This is a genomic window from Pseudomonas sp. McL0111, assembly GCF_052567255.1.
The window spans coordinates 1,983,594-1,999,348 of record NZ_CP199585.1 but is presented as its reverse complement, the minus strand read 5'-3'; the positions used below and the strand labels follow the sequence as shown (position 1 = coordinate 1,999,348).

13 protein-coding genes are annotated in these 15,755 nt (G+C 61.6%); 1 reads left to right on the top strand and 12 read right to left on the bottom strand.

Features of this window, described 5'->3' with window-relative positions; all coding sequences use genetic code 11:
• Positions 1 to 14 precede the first annotated feature (14 nt).
• A complete protein-coding gene (locus ACTWLJ_RS09065) occupies positions 15 to 929 on the top strand; it encodes a LysR family transcriptional regulator (RefSeq protein WP_445180603.1) in 915 nt (304 codons plus the stop codon).
• Positions 930 to 1,034: 105 nt separating this feature from the next.
• On the opposite strand, the gene madM is transcribed toward ACTWLJ_RS09065, so the two are convergent.
• The 12 genes from madM to ACTWLJ_RS09005 all read right to left on the bottom strand — a co-directional run bounded on the left by madM (position 1,035) and on the right by ACTWLJ_RS09005 (position 15,740).
• On the bottom strand, positions 1,035 to 1,799 hold the full coding sequence (madM, locus tag ACTWLJ_RS09060; protein ID WP_445180602.1) for a malonate transporter subunit MadM: 765 nt from the start codon (positions 1,797 to 1,799) through the stop codon (positions 1,035 to 1,037).
• Positions 1,800 to 1,804: 5 nt separating this feature from the next.
• Positions 1,805 to 2,197 carry a malonate transporter subunit MadL gene (gene madL / locus ACTWLJ_RS09055; protein WP_445180601.1) on the bottom strand — a complete coding sequence of 131 codons (393 nt, stop codon included), beginning with the start codon at positions 2,195 to 2,197 and terminating at the stop codon, positions 1,805 to 1,807.
• Between the two features lie 64 nt (positions 2,198 to 2,261).
• Entirely contained in the window at positions 2,262 to 3,182 is a 921-nt protein-coding gene (gene mdcH, locus ACTWLJ_RS09050) for a malonate decarboxylase subunit epsilon (protein ID WP_445180600.1), read from the bottom strand.
• Entirely contained in the window at positions 3,179 to 3,799 is a 621-nt protein-coding gene (locus tag ACTWLJ_RS09045) for a malonate decarboxylase holo-ACP synthase (protein WP_445180599.1), read from the bottom strand. Before ACTWLJ_RS09045 ends, mdcH begins: the two co-directional genes overlap by 4 nt.
• A complete protein-coding gene (gene mdcE, locus ACTWLJ_RS09040) occupies positions 3,793 to 4,578 on the bottom strand; it encodes a biotin-independent malonate decarboxylase subunit gamma (RefSeq protein WP_445180598.1) in 786 nt (261 codons plus the stop codon). Before mdcE ends, ACTWLJ_RS09045 begins: the two co-directional genes overlap by 7 nt.
• Positions 4,575 to 5,426, bottom strand: a complete 852-nt coding sequence (locus tag ACTWLJ_RS09035) for a biotin-independent malonate decarboxylase subunit beta (protein WP_401213673.1) — start codon at positions 5,424 to 5,426, stop codon at positions 4,575 to 4,577. The genes mdcE and ACTWLJ_RS09035 overlap by 4 nt, the downstream gene beginning before the upstream one ends.
• Positions 5,419 to 5,718 (bottom strand): malonate decarboxylase subunit delta, encoded by a 300-nt coding sequence (locus ACTWLJ_RS09030; RefSeq protein ID WP_007913697.1) that lies wholly within the window; start codon positions 5,716 to 5,718, stop codon positions 5,419 to 5,421. The genes ACTWLJ_RS09035 and ACTWLJ_RS09030 overlap by 8 nt, the downstream gene beginning before the upstream one ends.
• The gene (locus ACTWLJ_RS09025) at positions 5,718 to 6,590 is read right to left on the bottom strand and encodes a triphosphoribosyl-dephospho-CoA synthase (protein ID WP_445180597.1); all 873 of its coding nucleotides are present in this window, start codon (positions 6,588 to 6,590) and stop codon (positions 5,718 to 5,720) included. Before ACTWLJ_RS09025 ends, ACTWLJ_RS09030 begins: the two co-directional genes overlap by 1 nt.
• A complete protein-coding gene (gene mdcA / locus ACTWLJ_RS09020; protein WP_445180596.1) occupies positions 6,590 to 8,260 on the bottom strand; it encodes a malonate decarboxylase subunit alpha in 1,671 nt (556 codons plus the stop codon). Before mdcA ends, ACTWLJ_RS09025 begins: the two co-directional genes overlap by 1 nt.
• Before the next feature lie 230 nt (positions 8,261 to 8,490).
• Positions 8,491 to 8,832 carry a DUF6124 family protein gene (locus tag ACTWLJ_RS09015; RefSeq protein ID WP_445180595.1) on the bottom strand — a complete coding sequence of 114 codons (342 nt, stop codon included), beginning with the start codon at positions 8,830 to 8,832 and terminating at the stop codon, positions 8,491 to 8,493.
• Between the two features lie 532 nt (positions 8,833 to 9,364).
• Positions 9,365 to 9,835: a chemotaxis protein CheW gene (locus ACTWLJ_RS09010; RefSeq protein ID WP_445180594.1), complete on the bottom strand. Its 471-nt coding sequence runs from the start codon at positions 9,833 to 9,835 to the stop codon at positions 9,365 to 9,367.
• On the bottom strand, positions 9,828 to 15,740 hold the full coding sequence (locus ACTWLJ_RS09005) for an Hpt domain-containing protein (RefSeq protein ID WP_445180593.1): 5,913 nt from the start codon (positions 15,738 to 15,740) through the stop codon (positions 9,828 to 9,830). The genes ACTWLJ_RS09010 and ACTWLJ_RS09005 overlap by 8 nt, the downstream gene beginning before the upstream one ends.
• Between the last annotated feature and the right edge of the window lie 15 nt (positions 15,741 to 15,755).

Here is a 15,755-nt window from a genome sequence, read left to right as displayed (position 1 = left end):
AAAGAGTCCGCGCCATGCTGATCGACGAAGAATTGACCCTGAAAAAACTCGAGGTGTTCCTCGCCTTCATGCGCACCGGCAACCTCGCCCGTGCCGCCGCCGAGTTGCAGACCAGCAATGTCAGCGTACACCGCGCGATTCATTCGCTGGAAAGCGCCCTGCGCTGCCCCTTGTTCAAGCACGAAGGACGCAACCTGACGCCACTGGAAAGCGCTTACGTGCTCGAAGAACGCGCGCAGAAGCTGATTCAGGACGTGGTCGAAAGCGTGCGTCTGACCCGTGAAGCGGCCGGGTTTTCAGCTGAGCGCTTCAAGCTGGGCTCGCTGTACTCACTGACGGTGAAGACCGTGCCGCAGTTGATCATGGGTCTGAAGATCCGCCGCAGCGAACTCAACATTGACCTGATTCTAGGCTCGAATATCGACCTGCTCTACAAGCTGAAAAACATGGAAGTGGATGCGATTCTAGTGTCGCTGGACGACAGCATCAACGATCCGGACTGCGAGCAAATTGCGCTGTTCTCCGATGATATTTTCCTCGCCACGCCCGCCGATTCAAGGTTCGCCCAGCGCCAGGAAGTCGATCTGGCCGAAGTGCGTGACGAGACCTTCATCACCCTGACCCAGGGTTTCGCCACCCATCAGGACGGCAACCGGGTATTCAAGCAGGCGGGGTTCGAGCCGAAGGTGGCGATGCAGGTCAACGACATCTTCACCCTGCTGAGCATGGTCAGCTCCGGGGTCGGTTATGCGTTGCTGCCGGGGAGGATTGCGGCGGTGTATGAGAACCGGGTGAAGCTGATCCCGTTGCAGGAGAAGTACCGGTTGCAGCAGCATATTGGCGTGGTGTTTCTCAAGGCCAAGGAGCGTGATCCGAATCTGCTGGCGTTGCTGGCGGAGTGTCGGATGTATGCCAATCGCCAGAGCTGAGACCGAGTCGCCCACTTCGCGAGCAGGCTCGCTCCCACAGGGAAATGCATTCCAAATGTGGGAGCGAGCTTGCTCGCGAAAGCGTCAGCCCAGACACCAAATGCTCTAACCCATCAACCCGCGCATCACCAGAAACAACACCGAAGGCCCAAGCAAACAACCCAGCGCGGTATAAAACGCCGCCGTCAGACACCCATAAGGCACCAGCTTCGGATCAGTCGCCGCCAACCCGCCGGCCACGCCGCTGGAAGTGCCCATCAGGCCGCCGAAAATCACTGCACTGCGCGGATTGTTCAGGCCGATCATTGGCGCCACGAACGGCGTCATCACCATCACCAGAATCGCCTTGATCAACCCCGCCGCAATCGACAGCGCCATCACCTCGGAACTCGCACCAATCGCTGCCCCGGTCACCGGGCCAACGATGTAAGTCACCGCACCAGCGCCGATTGTGGTCAGGCTCACCGCATCGGTATAACCAAACGCCATCGCCACACCGACCCCGGCCACGAACGACGTGCCAACCCCGATAAACAGCGCCAGCACGCCAACAAACCCGGCCCTTTTGAGTTCATCGACGCTCACGCCGAATGCCGTGGCGACAATCGCAAAGTCGCGCAGCATCGCGCCGCCGAGCAAGCCGATACCCGACAGCAGTGGAATATCCACCACGCCTTTCTGTCCACCGGTCAGCGCGCCGCCAACATACGACAGCAACAGACCGAGCAAAATCGCAATGGCCGAGCCGTGCAGACGGCCCTTGGTAAAGGTGTTGGATATCCAGTAGGACACCCACATGGTCACGCCGACTATCAGGAAACCACTGATCAAACCGTAGCCGGTGATCGCTTTCATCATCGATTCGTACATGGCAATCACCCCGCAGTCTTGGCTGGAGTGATCGGCGCCGGGTCCTTGTTGCCGAGGCGCGTCAGCACCGGCACCAAAGCAAAGGCAATCACCACCGCGAGCGTCCCGGCGAGAATCGCCATCGGCCCGCCTTTCAGCGCGCCGTAAACGTTTTGCTGGGCGGCCATGGCGACGACGATGGGAATGTACACCGCACTCCAGAACTCGACGCCCTGCTCGGTCTTGCCCTTGAGCCAGCCGCTTTTGTTGAGATAACTGCCGAGGCCGATCAGCAGCAACATCGCAATGCCGACCCCGCCGACATTGGCCGGCACACCGATCAGTTTGCCGAGCAGTTCACCGATGAAGATGCCCACCAGGGTACAAAAGGCGAGAAACGCCACACCGTAGATAATCATTGTTGTTGTCCTCAAAGTGCATCGTCGAATGTTGTTTTTGTTGTTCGAAGCTTGAGTCGGCGGTTTAAGGTCGGCGGCTTCCCTCCTCACGCAACAGCGCCTGCAAGGTGTCGAGGCGGGCACTGTCGAAGGCAATGACGGTTCCCTGTTCGAACACCCGGCGCGCCAGCCCGGTCAGCACCGCACCGGGCGGCAGTTCGATCTGTAGACGTACGCCGCGCTCATAGGCGCTTTGTACGGTGCCGCGCCAATCCACCACACGGCACATGTTGAAAGCCAAATCATCACGCAGGGCGTCGGTCTTGATGACCGGACGGGCGCGACTGCCACTCAGATAAGCGATTTTCGGGATTTTCAACTCGACACTGGCGAAGGCTTCGGCAAGCTTTCCCGCCGGTTCATCCAGCAACGGACAGTGCGACGGCACGCTGACGGCCAGACGTTTTGCCAGACCGGCGCCACGGCTGCGCGCCAGTTCGGCGACGGCTGACATCGCCGCATCGCTGCCGGCAATTACCACTTGGTTATCGGCATTGATGTTCGCCAGATAAACCGGCGTTTCGGCGCTGTGGACTTGCGCCAACAATGTTTCGACTGTGGATAATTGCAGGCCGATGATCGCCGTCATGCCGTAGCCCTGTGGATAAGCCTGCTGCATCAACTCACCGCGCAGGCTGACCAGGTGCAACGCATCGCCAAAACCCAAGGCCCCCGCCACCACCGCTGCCGGGTAGGCACCGATGGACAGACCGGCGACGAAATCCGTTTGCAATCCGTCCTGCAACAACTGGCGCGACGCCGCGACTGCGGCGATCAGCAAACACAACTGCACCGCCCGCGTGCTGCGCAACGCTTCGGGCGAATCCAGTTGCAAGACGTCTTCGCCCAGCACATCGCTGGCCTCGATCAGGGTTTCCCGAGGCAAACGCTGAAGCATGCCCGGCTGCTGCGCGCCTTGCCCCGGGAACACCAGCAAACTGCTCACGCTGCCTGCTCCTGCGGATTCCATGGATCGCTGACCAGACAGGCCTGATGCGCATTTTTCAGCAATACCTTCGCGGACTGTCCGGCCCATTCGCGCAGGGCGACTGCGCCAAATGGCGTCTGCAATTGCATATCGACCCGGCACGCCACCTGATCGAAAAGCTCAACCAGTTTGCGCGCCTGATTACGCGGCAACAGCTGCGGCGTGCGCAGGATCAGATCGAGATCGCTGTCGGCATGCATCGCCGCAATCCCGCTGGCCAGTTCGAACCCGGCACTGCCGCTGACACCCCAGACCCAACCGCAGTCATCGAGCATCGGCCGCAATTGCTTGAGGGCATGAACCACCGGCAAATCTCTCAGGCTTTCAACATTGCACAGCGCTTCAGGACTGACGCGGCAAGCTATCGAATCAACCGCCATGAACGCCGCCAATCGTTGCTCTCGCGCCACACCGCGTACGCCGACAGCGACGAATCCCGAATCCGCCAACGCCCGCCGCACCACCACCGGTTGCCCGGCGTTCAGCGACTCGACCGCCCACTCCGGCGCATCCGCCGGCAACTGCGCCGGGGTCATGCCCCAGAGCAGATCGTGAGCGAGTACGGTGCTCACCACTGCGCCCTCAACAATTCCCGCACGCGGCTGGATGCGGCACGATTTTTCGCGCCAAGACGATTGCTCAGATCTGTACCGGAGATATCGCTGATCGCCTGAGTCAGGCACTCGGTGACTCGCGCCAGATCTTCTGCGCTCGGCTGTTCAATCTGCTGCACCGACAAGGTTTCCCACAGCAGGCCGAGGCTGGCGTAGCTGTCGATGTCATAGGCCATCGGCGGCACGCTGGCGGCCAACGCTTCTAGTTCTTCAACGCTGCGCAATGTCACCCGCGCCACCGAGGCCTTGCCCATCGCATGCACCATCACCCCCGGATCACGCAGGGCGATCATGCGATTGGCCTGATAACCGTGGGCGAGAAACGCGCCGGACATGGCTTTGCCCACCAACAGCGCAATCACCGCGTGCCCGGCCAGTCGGGCGCGGGCATAACTGTCCGCCGCCCCCGCCAGGGCCTGATGAATGCCGAGGGCTTCTTCGCGGCGACCGTAAGCCTGACTCGGCACATCGACGATGGCGATCAGCGCACGCTTCTGCGACTTGTCACGGTCGGCAGTGATCGCATCATCCACAGCCTTGGCCAGACCCCAGCCTTCGAGCAGCCCGACTTCGCCGTTGCGAGCGCGAGGAAAACGGTTGTCAGGATCGGCCACCACCGCGAGCAAACGCCCGAGTGCGGTGTCGGCGACTTTCAGCGACGGCGGCAAACCTTCGACCGCCGCAGCGCCTGCGCTCAAGGCGTTGAACCAGTTCAAACCCCGCAGGGAATAGCCACTCATGAGCGCGCTCCTTGATACAGATCGCGAACCACCGAAGGTTCGATTTGCGGCTCGGCGTTCAACTGCGCCAGCCGTTGCAGAAACAGCGCCGACTGCTGGCTGCGCGGTTGCGCCGGCAAGCCTTGCTGCAACAACTCGCCGACTTGCTGGCGAATCTGCGCCACGTCATCGGCGACATAACGATCCACCAGACCACTGGCGAAACGTTGCTCGCCACCGGTCAGGCTCCAGATGAACGGCCGATCACGCGAGTCGTATTCCTCGATCCCGGCTTCCTGCTCGATCACCTGCGGGCCATTCAGACCGAGACGCGCTTCGCGGGTGACGAGCAAATAACTGCACAACCCGGCGGCAATCGACATACCGCCAAAACAACCGACGCTGCCGGCGACCACACCCACCACCGGTTGGTATTGCTGCAAATCGACAATCGCTGCATGAATATCGGCGATCGCCGCCAGCCCGAGATTGGCTTCCTGCAAACGGACGCCACCGGTTTCCAGCAGCAACACGGCACGGGTCGGGATGCCTTTGCGGTTGTCTTCGGCGGCCAGTTCCAGCGCGCCGGCAATTTTCGCCCCGCCGACTTCGCCGAGGCTGCCACCCTGAAACGCGCCTTCGATGGCGGCAATCACCACTGGCAAACCGTCGAGGCTGCCCTTGGCAATCACCACGCCGTCATCGGCCTGCGGCACCACGCCCTGACGTTCCAGCCACGGCGACATCACCCGCTGGAACGGGTCGAGCAACTCACGGAAAGTACCGGCGTCGAGCAAGGCTTTCGCCCGCTGCCGTGCGCCGAGTTCGACGAAGCTGTGTTTGCTGAGAAGTTCTGCACTGTCAGTCATGGCCGATCTCCTCGAAGCCTTGTTCCAGACGCAGACGCACCACGCCCGGGGTTGCGCCGAAATCGTGAATATCGATGGCCATCGCCGGTGGCGTGGTGCCGTCGAACATCCGCGCAAACAGGTGCTGCCAGCGCAACTGCGCACCATTGACCGAGGTCTGCACATTGATCGTCAACTTGCCGGCCAGCCCCGGTTCGATCAGCACTTCCAGATCGCCCGAGCCGACACAACCCACCAGCGCACGACCGCGTGGCGGCTGCCCGGCGGGGAATTCAAACGATAGGGTTTCCATCAAAACGCTCCCTGAAGAATGCCGTCGCGCTCGATTCGGTCGAGCAATAAAGTGGCCGCGAGCAAGTCGGCAGCGCCACCGGGCGAGGCATTCAATGCGATGAGTTGTTGATCCAGTTCATGCAGACGACGGCGTCCGGCAAGGCTGGCGCTGCCGCCAGCGTCGAGCACCGCTTGCGCGCCGTGCTGCATGGCTTGCAGGCCCTGCTCGCCAGCGCGATAGAGCACGCAGGTATCGGCCAGGTCAGTCATGATTGCCAGCAGCGCATCGAGTCTGGCGTTCTGCTCACCATGGCCGGCAGCGCGGCTGCTTTTGAGTTGCGGCAAACCGCGTTGCAGCACCGACGGGAAGCCGAGTTGCGCTTCTTCACGGGCGCCGCGAGCGCCGTAACGCAGGGCAACTTGGGCGCCGTGGCTCAGCGGACGCGGTGCGTAACGATCATCGAGCAATGCCAGACGTGCGGCGCGCAGGGTGACGGCGTTGGCGCCATTAAATTGCGGTTCCAGCGCTGCGGCAGTCACCAACAATCCCAAGGCCCAGATCGCCCCGCGATGGGTGTTCACGCCGTTGGTGGTGGTGAGCATCGCTTGCTCACCTTCGCGACCAATCCGGCCGATCGCCTCACGCAGCGTCAAACCGACTTCGCCGATTTCGACCGCTGCTTCAGCCATCTCCTTGAACGCCGGCCACAGCGACAGCGCCGAGGCATGCATCAATCCCAAATGCAGATCGGTGTGCGCGCCGTTGCCACGACGGTCGACCAGTGCCGGTTTCGGCGACAGATCGGCTTCGTCGATCAACGCATCCACCGCCAGATCGGCCAATCGATCAGCCAGGGAAAGCGGTTTCGCTTGCAGATTAAGTGCGTGCATTACCAGCTCCTGAACTTGGCGGGCGGGTTGTAGAGGCCCCCGGACCACTCGACCAGATCGGCCACGCTTTTCGCCGCCAGCAGTTCGCGGGTGGCGTCGGTGCGGCGGATGCCGAGGTCTTCGGGCAGCGCGATCAAACCTTCGCGGCGCATGCGTGCGGTGTCTTTCGGGTTGTGGCGCAGGCCGATGGCGGTAACTCCGGCGACAGCGGCGATCATCGCCTGGCGCTCTTCCAGCGAGCGCGCCTTGTACAGATAGGCGATGCCTTCTTCGGTCAGCAGGTGAGTGACGTCATCGCCATAGATCATGATCGGCGCCAGCGGCATGCCACTCTTCTTCGCCACTTCCACCGCATCGAGGGTTTCGACGAAGGTCGGTTTGCCGCCCTCCTGGAAGGTCTCGACCATTTGCACCACGAGTTTTTTGCCGCGTTCGAGCATCGGTTGCTCGGCGTCGGCGTGGCGCATGTCGAGCCACGCCGGGGTGCTGTGACGACGGCCACGCGGGTCATGGCCCATGTTCGGCGCGCCACCGAAACCGGCAAGTCGCCCACGGGTGACCGTGGATGAATGACCGTCGCCATCGACTTGCAGCGTCGCGCCGATGAACAGGTCCACCGCGTACTGTCCGGCCAGTTGGCTGTACATGCGGTTGGAGCGTAGCGAACCATCGCGACCGGTGAAGAACACGTCCGGACGCGCGGCGATGTAGTTCTCCATGCCCAGTTCAGTGCCGAAGCAATGCACGCTTTCCACCCAGCCACTTTCAATCGCCGGGATCAGCGTCGGGTGCGGGTTGAGCGTCCAGTTGCGGCAGATCTTGCCTTTGAGGCCGAGGGATTCGCCGTAGGTCGGCAGGATCAATTCGATGGCAGCGGTGTTGAAACCGATGCCGTGGTTCAGCGACTGCACGTTGTGTTTTTCGTAGATGCCGCGGATCGCCATCATCGCCATCAATACATGCACGGGTTTGATGTGCCGTGGGTCGCGGGTGAACAGCGGTTCGATGTAGAACGGCTTGTCCGCCACCACCACGAAATCCACCCATGAAGCGGGGATATCGACACGCGGCAAGTCGCTGACGTCATCGACCAACTGGTTGACCTGGACAATGACGATGCCGTCGCTGAACGCTGCCGGTTCGATCAGCGCCGGGGTGTCTTCGGTGCTCGGCCCGGTGTAAATGTTGCCGGCCCGGTCGGCCATGAACCCGGCGGAGAGCACGACGTTGGGGATCAGGTCCACCACCAGTCGCGCATAGAGTTCGATGTAGGTGTGAATCGCGCCGACTTCCAGCAGACCGTCTTCGAGCAACTGGCTGATGCGCAGGCTCTGGGTGCCAGCGAAGGAAAAATCGAGCTTGCGGGCGATGCCGCGTTCAAACAGATCAAGGTGTTCGGAGCGACCGACGCTGGGCATGATCATGTGCAAATCGTGGAGCTTGGCCGGATCAGCCTTGGCCAATGAGCGAGAGAGGAAATCCGCCTGCTTCTGGTTATTGCCCTCCAGCACCACACGGTCGCCGGGCAGGATCAGCGCTTCGAGCGCAGCGACGATTTTGTCGGTGGGCAACACCACACCGTCGGCCAGATCGCGTACCTGCTCAAGGCGACGCTTCTTCTCATCACGCCGCCGCGTCCAGCGCGAGTCGGGGGATATTGTTGTTGTCATGCTCACTCCACGGGGTTCGCTTTCGTGGAGGTAAGTTAGGCGTGTGGATGCAGGGCATCAATCAAGCGCGGCGGTGAATCATTACGCTCAGCGTAACGTTCACTGACCTCATCGCTGGCAAGCCAGCTCCCACAGGTTTTTGTGGGGTTCACAACATTCGAGTACGCCTCGGACACTGTGGGAGCTGGCTTGCCAGCGATAGGGCCAGTCAAATCACCGAAAAAGCTGGATCAGTCCGTCGGGACTAACTTGTCCAGCACGCGATTGACGGCCATCTCCGCCACCATCACCACTTGGGCGATGCCTTCAAGCAACGCTGCGTGGTTGTTGAGCATGACCGTGACCGAGCCAAGCGATTCGCAGGCGTCGGCCAGCAGGGATTCGGTGTCGGCTTCGGGGTTGGCCATGTACAGGGTGTTGGGTTTGTACGGGGCGGCCATGATGTCGGCGGTGGGTGGGCCGAGGTAGTGGTCGAGGGCGCGTTCGGCGGCTTCGTGGAATTTCTTGGAATCGGAGGATTCGTAGGGGGATGTTGAGTCTGTGGGCGGTGGGTTGGGCGTTACTTTGAACATGGATGCTTGCCTCCAGAAAAGCTGCATCCAATTCGCCGCTAAGCGAAAGGGTGGCAGCTGTGCGCAAGTTAGCGGACCGGTAAGCATCCAAACCCGGTGCATCCGAAGATGCCATGCGCACAGCCACCATCGAGCGCAGGCGAGAGCCTGACTTGATAGGACTTGTACAACCGTGAATGCATACCGAGCCGCTAAGCTCGATCACTGGAAATCAGTGACCCGATCCAAGTTACGCAGCATGCCCAAGGCGCACAATCCGGCGGATTCTGGTGCATGCGTAGGCAGCGGCGCAAGGATTTGTAGGCTGTAGGGCGTAACACTGAGTGTCTTTAAACATCTGCGCCTGGAAGCGTTTATGGCGTTACAGAAATTGGGAATTTGTCTGTCGGAATTTGGTGATGCGACTGGCCTCTTCGCTGGCAAGCCAGCTCCCACAGGGTTTTGTGTAGTTCACAACATTCGAATACAACGCGGACACTGTGGGAGCTGGCTTGCTCGCGATGAGGTCAGTGAGATCACTGAAGATTCTGGATCAGTGGATAAGTCCGGCATCCACCAACAACTGCTCCAGCCCCAACAGATCCGGCACTTTCGCCACTTGCTCACCGACCTGCACCGCCGCCTGTTCCAGCGCGCACAACGGCACGTCGACGTAACTCAACTGGCTGTCGAGCTTGTACGAGCGGGGAATTCCCTGCACCAGCAGCGCAATGAATTTCAGCTCGGGCAAGCCACCAAGGGCATTCAGGATGACGATCCGGGCACGTTCGCCGATGACGATTTTCTGCCCGCAGGCCGACTCGAAACTCAGCAACGGAATCTGTCGCTGGCGCCATGACACGCGCCCGAGATACCACGGCGGCGTATCGAGATCGAACGCGCTGGACTGGTAGTCGATCAGCTCGGCCACGGCGACGTTGGGCAGGATCAGGTTGCGATCCGCCAGCGGCAGCAACAGCCCGGTGAGTTGGCTGCTGCGCTGATTGTGCCGGCGTTCATGCATGTTTCTTGCTCCATTGGGCAATGCTTTCGAGCAGCACCGATTCCTGGTACGGCTTGCCAAGGTAGTCGTTGACGCCGATGGCCATCGCCCGGTCGCGGTGTTTCTGGCCGGTCCGTGAGGTGATCATGATGATCGGCAGGTGTTGCAGGCGTTCGTCATTGCGCACTTGCGTCGCGACTTCGAAGCCATCCATGCGCGGCATTTCGATGTCGAGCAGCATCAGGTCCGGCATGTGTTCTTCGAGCAGCAACATCGCATCGACCCCGTCCTTGGCAGTCAGCACGTTCATGCCGTGGCGTTCGAGCAAGCGACTGGTGACCTTGCGCACCGTGACCGAATCGTCGACCACCATCACCAGCAGTGGTTTGTGCGGTTCGCTCTCCAGTTCGGCATGCGCCGGATGCTGCGGCTGGCGCGCTTGCATCGCACGAATCGGCGCCAGCAGATCAAGAATCAGCACCACCCGGCCATCGCCGAGAATGGTTGCGCCGGACACGCCCTGCACCGCGCCAAATTGCGGGCCGAGGCTCTTGACCACAATCTCGCGAGTACCGGCCATGGTATCGACTTGCACCGCGATGTGCCGGTCGTTGCACTGCACCAGCAGCACCGGCAACGGCAGGCTCTGGCCGAGCAGTTTCGGGCGTGGCGCGGTTTTCAGCAGTTCGCCGAGATAGCACAGTTCGTAACGTTGCCCGGCGTAGTGATAGCTCGGCGGATCGAGACGGAAATGCCCTTCCAGATCATTCGGCAATACCCGCACGATGCCGTCGATGGTGTTCAGCGGAATCGCGTACTGATCCTCACCGCTCTGCACCATCAGCGCGCGGTTGACCGACACGGTGAACGGCAACCGGATGCGGAAATGCACGCCCTGCCCCGGCACCGAATCAATGCTCATGCTGCCGCCGAGTTGGCGCACTTCTTCGTGCACCACGTCCATGCCGACGCCACGCCCGGAAATCTGCGTGATCTTCTCGGCGGTGGAGAACCCGGGCTGCAAGATGAACTGCAACACGTCGCGGTCGCTGATCTCGGCATCCGGCGCGAGCATTCCACGCTTGATCGCCTTGCGCCGCACCGCCTCCAGCGGCACGCCAGCGCCATCATCGCGGATGTCGAAAATGATGTCGCCACCTTCGCGGGACAGGTCGAGGGTGATGTTGCCCTGCGCCGGTTTATCCGCCGCCAGCCGTGCCTCGGCCGATTCCAGCCCATGATCGACGGCATTGCGCAGCATGTGTTCCAGCGGTGCGGCCATGCGCTCCAGCACGTTGCGGTCCATCTCGCCTTCGGCATTGCCGACAGTAAACGCGACGTCTTTATTCAGTTCTTCCGAGACCTGCCGGACGATGCGTTTGAGCCGCGGCAACATCCGTTCGAATGGCACCATGCGCGTACGCATCAGGCCTTCCTGCAATTCGGTGTTGATCCGGCCCTGCTGTTGCAGCAGGTTCTCCGCGTCGTGATTGCGCCGGTCGAGGGTTTCCTTCAAATCGAGCAAGTCGGAGGCGGACTCGAACAACGCCCGCGACAGTTGCTGCAACTGCGAATGACGGTCCATTTCCAGCGGATCGAATTCTTCGTAGCCCAGACGCTCGGCGTCGACTTGCTGACGGCTGAGAATCCGCCCCTGGGTTTCGGTGTCGAGGCGGCGCAACTGATCGCGCATACGCTCGATGGTGGTTTCCATCTCGTTCAGCGCGACTTGCGCATCGTTGACCTGCTGTTCGATCCGGCCACGAAAAATCGAAGTCTCACCGGCCAGATTGACCAGCTCATCCAGCAACTCGGCGGAGACCTTGACCATGTCCGCGCCGGCATCGGCAGCAGGCGCAGCAGCTTCGGTCTTCAGCGGGATCGGCAACAGCGGCGGTGTGTCGAGGGTCGCCGGGTGACTGAAATTCTGGATCGCATTGATCAGTCGATCAGCCGGTGGGCATGGCTGACCGGCGCGCACTGCGTCAAGCATCTGCGCCAAGCGGTCATGCCCGCGCTGCACCAGCGCGAACAGGTCGGCGCTCGGTTGCAGCACGCCACCGGAGAGGCTTTCGTAAAGGTATTCCAACTCATGGGCGAGGTCGCCAATCGGGCCGATCTCGACCATCCGCGCACCACCCTTGAGGGTGTGCAGATCGCGCAGCAGGGTTTCCACTTCCTGACGATTGCCCGGCTCAGCCTGCCAGCGCAGTAGCGCGGCGCCAGAGTTTTCGATGATGTCGAAACCTTCTTCGAGGAAGATTTCCAACAGTTCAGGATCGTGGCCGGCGCTGTCGTGGCTGAGCGCTGGTGGGGTAATTTCGGAGTGGGCGCTCTGACCTTGGCGGAACTGGCGAATCGCTTCGATCAGATCATCTGCCGGGCTCAATGGCTGATGGTTTTGCAACTGCTCAAGCAACTGCGCCAAACGGTCGTGGCTCTTGTGCAGCAACCGGCCCAAGGCTTCGCTGTAGCCGCTGCGCCGATCAATCAGTACTTCGTAGAGACTTTCCAGTTCATGGGCGAGGTCGCCGATGGCATCGACTTCGGCCATCCGCGCACCACCCTTGAGCGTATGCAAATCACGCTGCAACGATGACAGCGGCGCGGCGTTCTCAGGGTCAGCCAGCCAGCGCTGCAAGGCTTGGCCAGCGCTGTCGAGAATATCCACCGCCTCTTCAAGAAAGATCTCGACGATCTCGTCGTCTTGCTCGGTTTCATTGCCGGTTTGTGCCAGCTCAGCCGTGGCCGCACCCAATTCGTGGATGCTCAGCGTGCGACTGCCGTCGCTGCGGATCAGGCCCATGGCCGTCGGGTCGAGGCTTTCATCCAGCAGATCGTGCAAGGCGCGAATACGCTGCGGCTGCGGAGTGACTTCCTGGCCGGCAGCCAGTTCGTCGAGCATGTTGATCAGCGCTTCGTGGGCGTTCTGTGCTTCCTGGAAAAACCGTTCGCTGACCGCCAGACTGCTTTCTTCGACAGCGCCATACAGATCGAGCAAGGCTTCGCACAGCACGTCCACCGGCAGCAGATCGGCCAGATGCGCGCCTTCGCCGAGGGTGGTCAATTCATCCAGCAACGCGCTGAGTTCCTGACGTTTCCCGGGGTGTTGCTGCCAGCGCTGCAACAGGCTTTCGGCGTCGAGCAAGATGTCCATGCCCTGGGCGAGGAAGTTGTTGATCAGTTGTGGATCGCGCTTGACCCGCAAGCCACTGCTCGGCGCATCGAGGATCGATTGCAGGCGCTCGGCCAATAACCCTTCGGTGCGTTTGATCAGCGCTTGCGCACCGGCAATCGGCGCCAGCGGATCGTGCTTGAGCTGACGCAGGCCTATGCGAAACAAGCCTTCGGCTTCGAGCAGCAGTTCCACTTCGTCGAGGTCGAGCGGCAGTTGATGGGCCTTGAACTCGCGAGCCAGTTGATCGAGCGGCGCGGCCAGTGCGGCAATCGGCAACACCCCGGCCATCGACGCGCTGCCCTTGAGCGTGTGCAAGGCGCGCTGCAATTCGTCGCTGGCCTGCAACGGCACGTGCTCGGCGGCTTGATCGAGGAAACGATTGAGGCTGGCGAGATGGGTTTCGGCTTCGTTGCGGAAGATCTCCAGCAACAGTGGATCAAGCGCCGCGACGTCTTCCACGTCCTCGGCGGCCAGCGGCGTATCGCCCTTGGCCAGCGCGTGGGCGCGGGCGGCCAGTTGATCGACATCGCTGCGCTGACGCTGGGCATTGGCGGCGAATTCGTTGATCAGCTCCGGCAACAGTTGCAAGGTGTCGGCGAGCAGTTGCTGCACCACTGCACCGGGTTCGACGCTGTGCTCCAGCACCCGGTTGAGCAGGTTTTCCACGGCCCACGCCAGCTCACCAAGGATCAGCGCACGGACCATCCGCCCGCTGCCTTTCAAGGTATGGAAGGCGCGGCGCAATTCGGTCAGTGCGGCGCGATCCTGCGGATTGGCCGACCAGCGCGGCAGGTATTCGCGCAGGACATCCAGCACCTCGTCGGTCTCTTCGAGGAACACTTCAAGCAGTTCGTCATCCACCGGTTCTTCATCCTCCGGCGGCGGCATCAGGCTGCCCGGGGTAATCAGCGCCGGCGGGTTGAGCGCCGACACCGGGCTGGCCAGCACATCGGCCAGCGACTGGACGATTTGCGGGTCATCCAGCGCCTGCATGTCCTGCATCACCAGCGCTTCGCTGGGGCTGAGCACGTCGTCGAGCAGCGGTACATGCTGTGCGCCGGGCTGTTCGTCGGGATAGAAACCGAGGCTGGCGAGACTCTTCTGGGTGATATCCAGCAGTTGTTCGCTCGGCGCTTGCGGGTCATCGCTCAAGCGTTCGAGGTAATACTCAAGACCGCTGATGACATCGGCGAGGCTGTCCAGTTGCTGCCAGCCTGGCGCGTGCTGGTCGAGCAGCAGATGCTCGCGGATGAAACCGTTGCACGCCTCGACCAGACTCGCCGCGCGACTCAGGCCAATCACCGCCAGCGCGCCGCGTACCTGGGTCAGCAACTCCGGCAACGGTTGCAGTTGCTGTCGATCCCAGTCGGCGTCGATGTAGTCGACGATCATGTCTTTGGCCTGTTGCAGGCAAATGCGCGCTTCCTTGATCACGATCTGATGAATCTGCGTCAGGTCGGTGGTCGGCAGGCGCGAGTCTTCCTGGCTTTCCGTTTCGACCGTGCCGACCATTCCGGCCAGATTCGCTTCGACGTAAAGCAACGCACCGGCAACGTCCATCAGCGTCGCGTCATTCGGTTCGCGCTGGCCTTGGGCGAGGCTCAGCACCACCGCCAGTTGATCGATGATGACTTTGCGTGGCTGGCCGAAACCGAGCACCGCGAGGGTGTCGGCGATCTGTCGCAACGGCGCCAGCAGGCTCTCCAGATCCGAGGTGTGCTGACGGTCGCTGCGCACGAACAGATCCAGCCGCTCCTTGACCCGCACCAGTTCTTCGCAGAGCGCGGCAAGCACCGAGCGCATCGCGTCGCGGTCGGGACCGGCCAGCCGCGCGCGTTCTTCATCGACCATCGCGGTGTCGGGCAGCGCTTCGTCCAGAGAGTAACGATCTTTCATGGTCAGCATCTGCCCGGTGGGATGTTCGGCTTTGGCAATATAGAACAACAGGCTCTTGAGCAGCTCTGGCGGTGGCGGCTGGTTGATCCCGGGCAGGCCCTGTTCAAGCAAGCGCTTGAGCTCTTTGTCGGCATCCTTCAACAGGCTGCGCAGCGCCGGGCTGTTGGCGATGGCGCCTTCACGCATGCCTTCGACCAGCGCCGAAGCGACCTGCCACAACGGGCTCAACGGCGCGTCACCACTCAGCGCTTCGAGCCGGGTGAAGACTTTGCCGAGGTAGCCAAGGTGGGTCTGATCGTCCTGCTCGCGCAGCAAACCGAGCAAGGCCATTTGCAAGGTCTGGCGCAACTTGCGCAGCACGTTCTGCAGCTCTGGCGGTTCCAGCAAGGCGAGTTCATCGTCGCTGAGCGGCGGCAGTTCCGGCAGTTGCGGGCTGAACAGGCTGGTCTCGGACAACAGACTTTCACCGCGAGCGCTGCGCAGATCGTTGATCAGCGGCAGTACCACCAGCGGCAGGTCGCGACGGGCGTTCTGCACCCGGTCGAGGTAGATCGGCAGTTGCCCGAGGGCCTGCATCAGCAAGTGCAAGGCTTCGTCGCGATGGCTGACGCGATCCTGCAGCAACGCTTCGGCCAGATGCTCCATCTCTTCGGCCAGCAATGCGGCGCCGTAGAACTCGACCATTTGCAAGCTGCCGTGTACCTGATGGATGCACGCCAGGCACTCGGCCAGCCCGGGCGTCGCCTGCGGATCATCGAGCACGGCTTCAATCGCCTGATGCGCCTGTTTCAGCGTTTCGGCAATTTCGCCCTTGACCCATTCGAGGGCCACATAATCGTGCCGATCACCCATAACCACTTCGCTCAG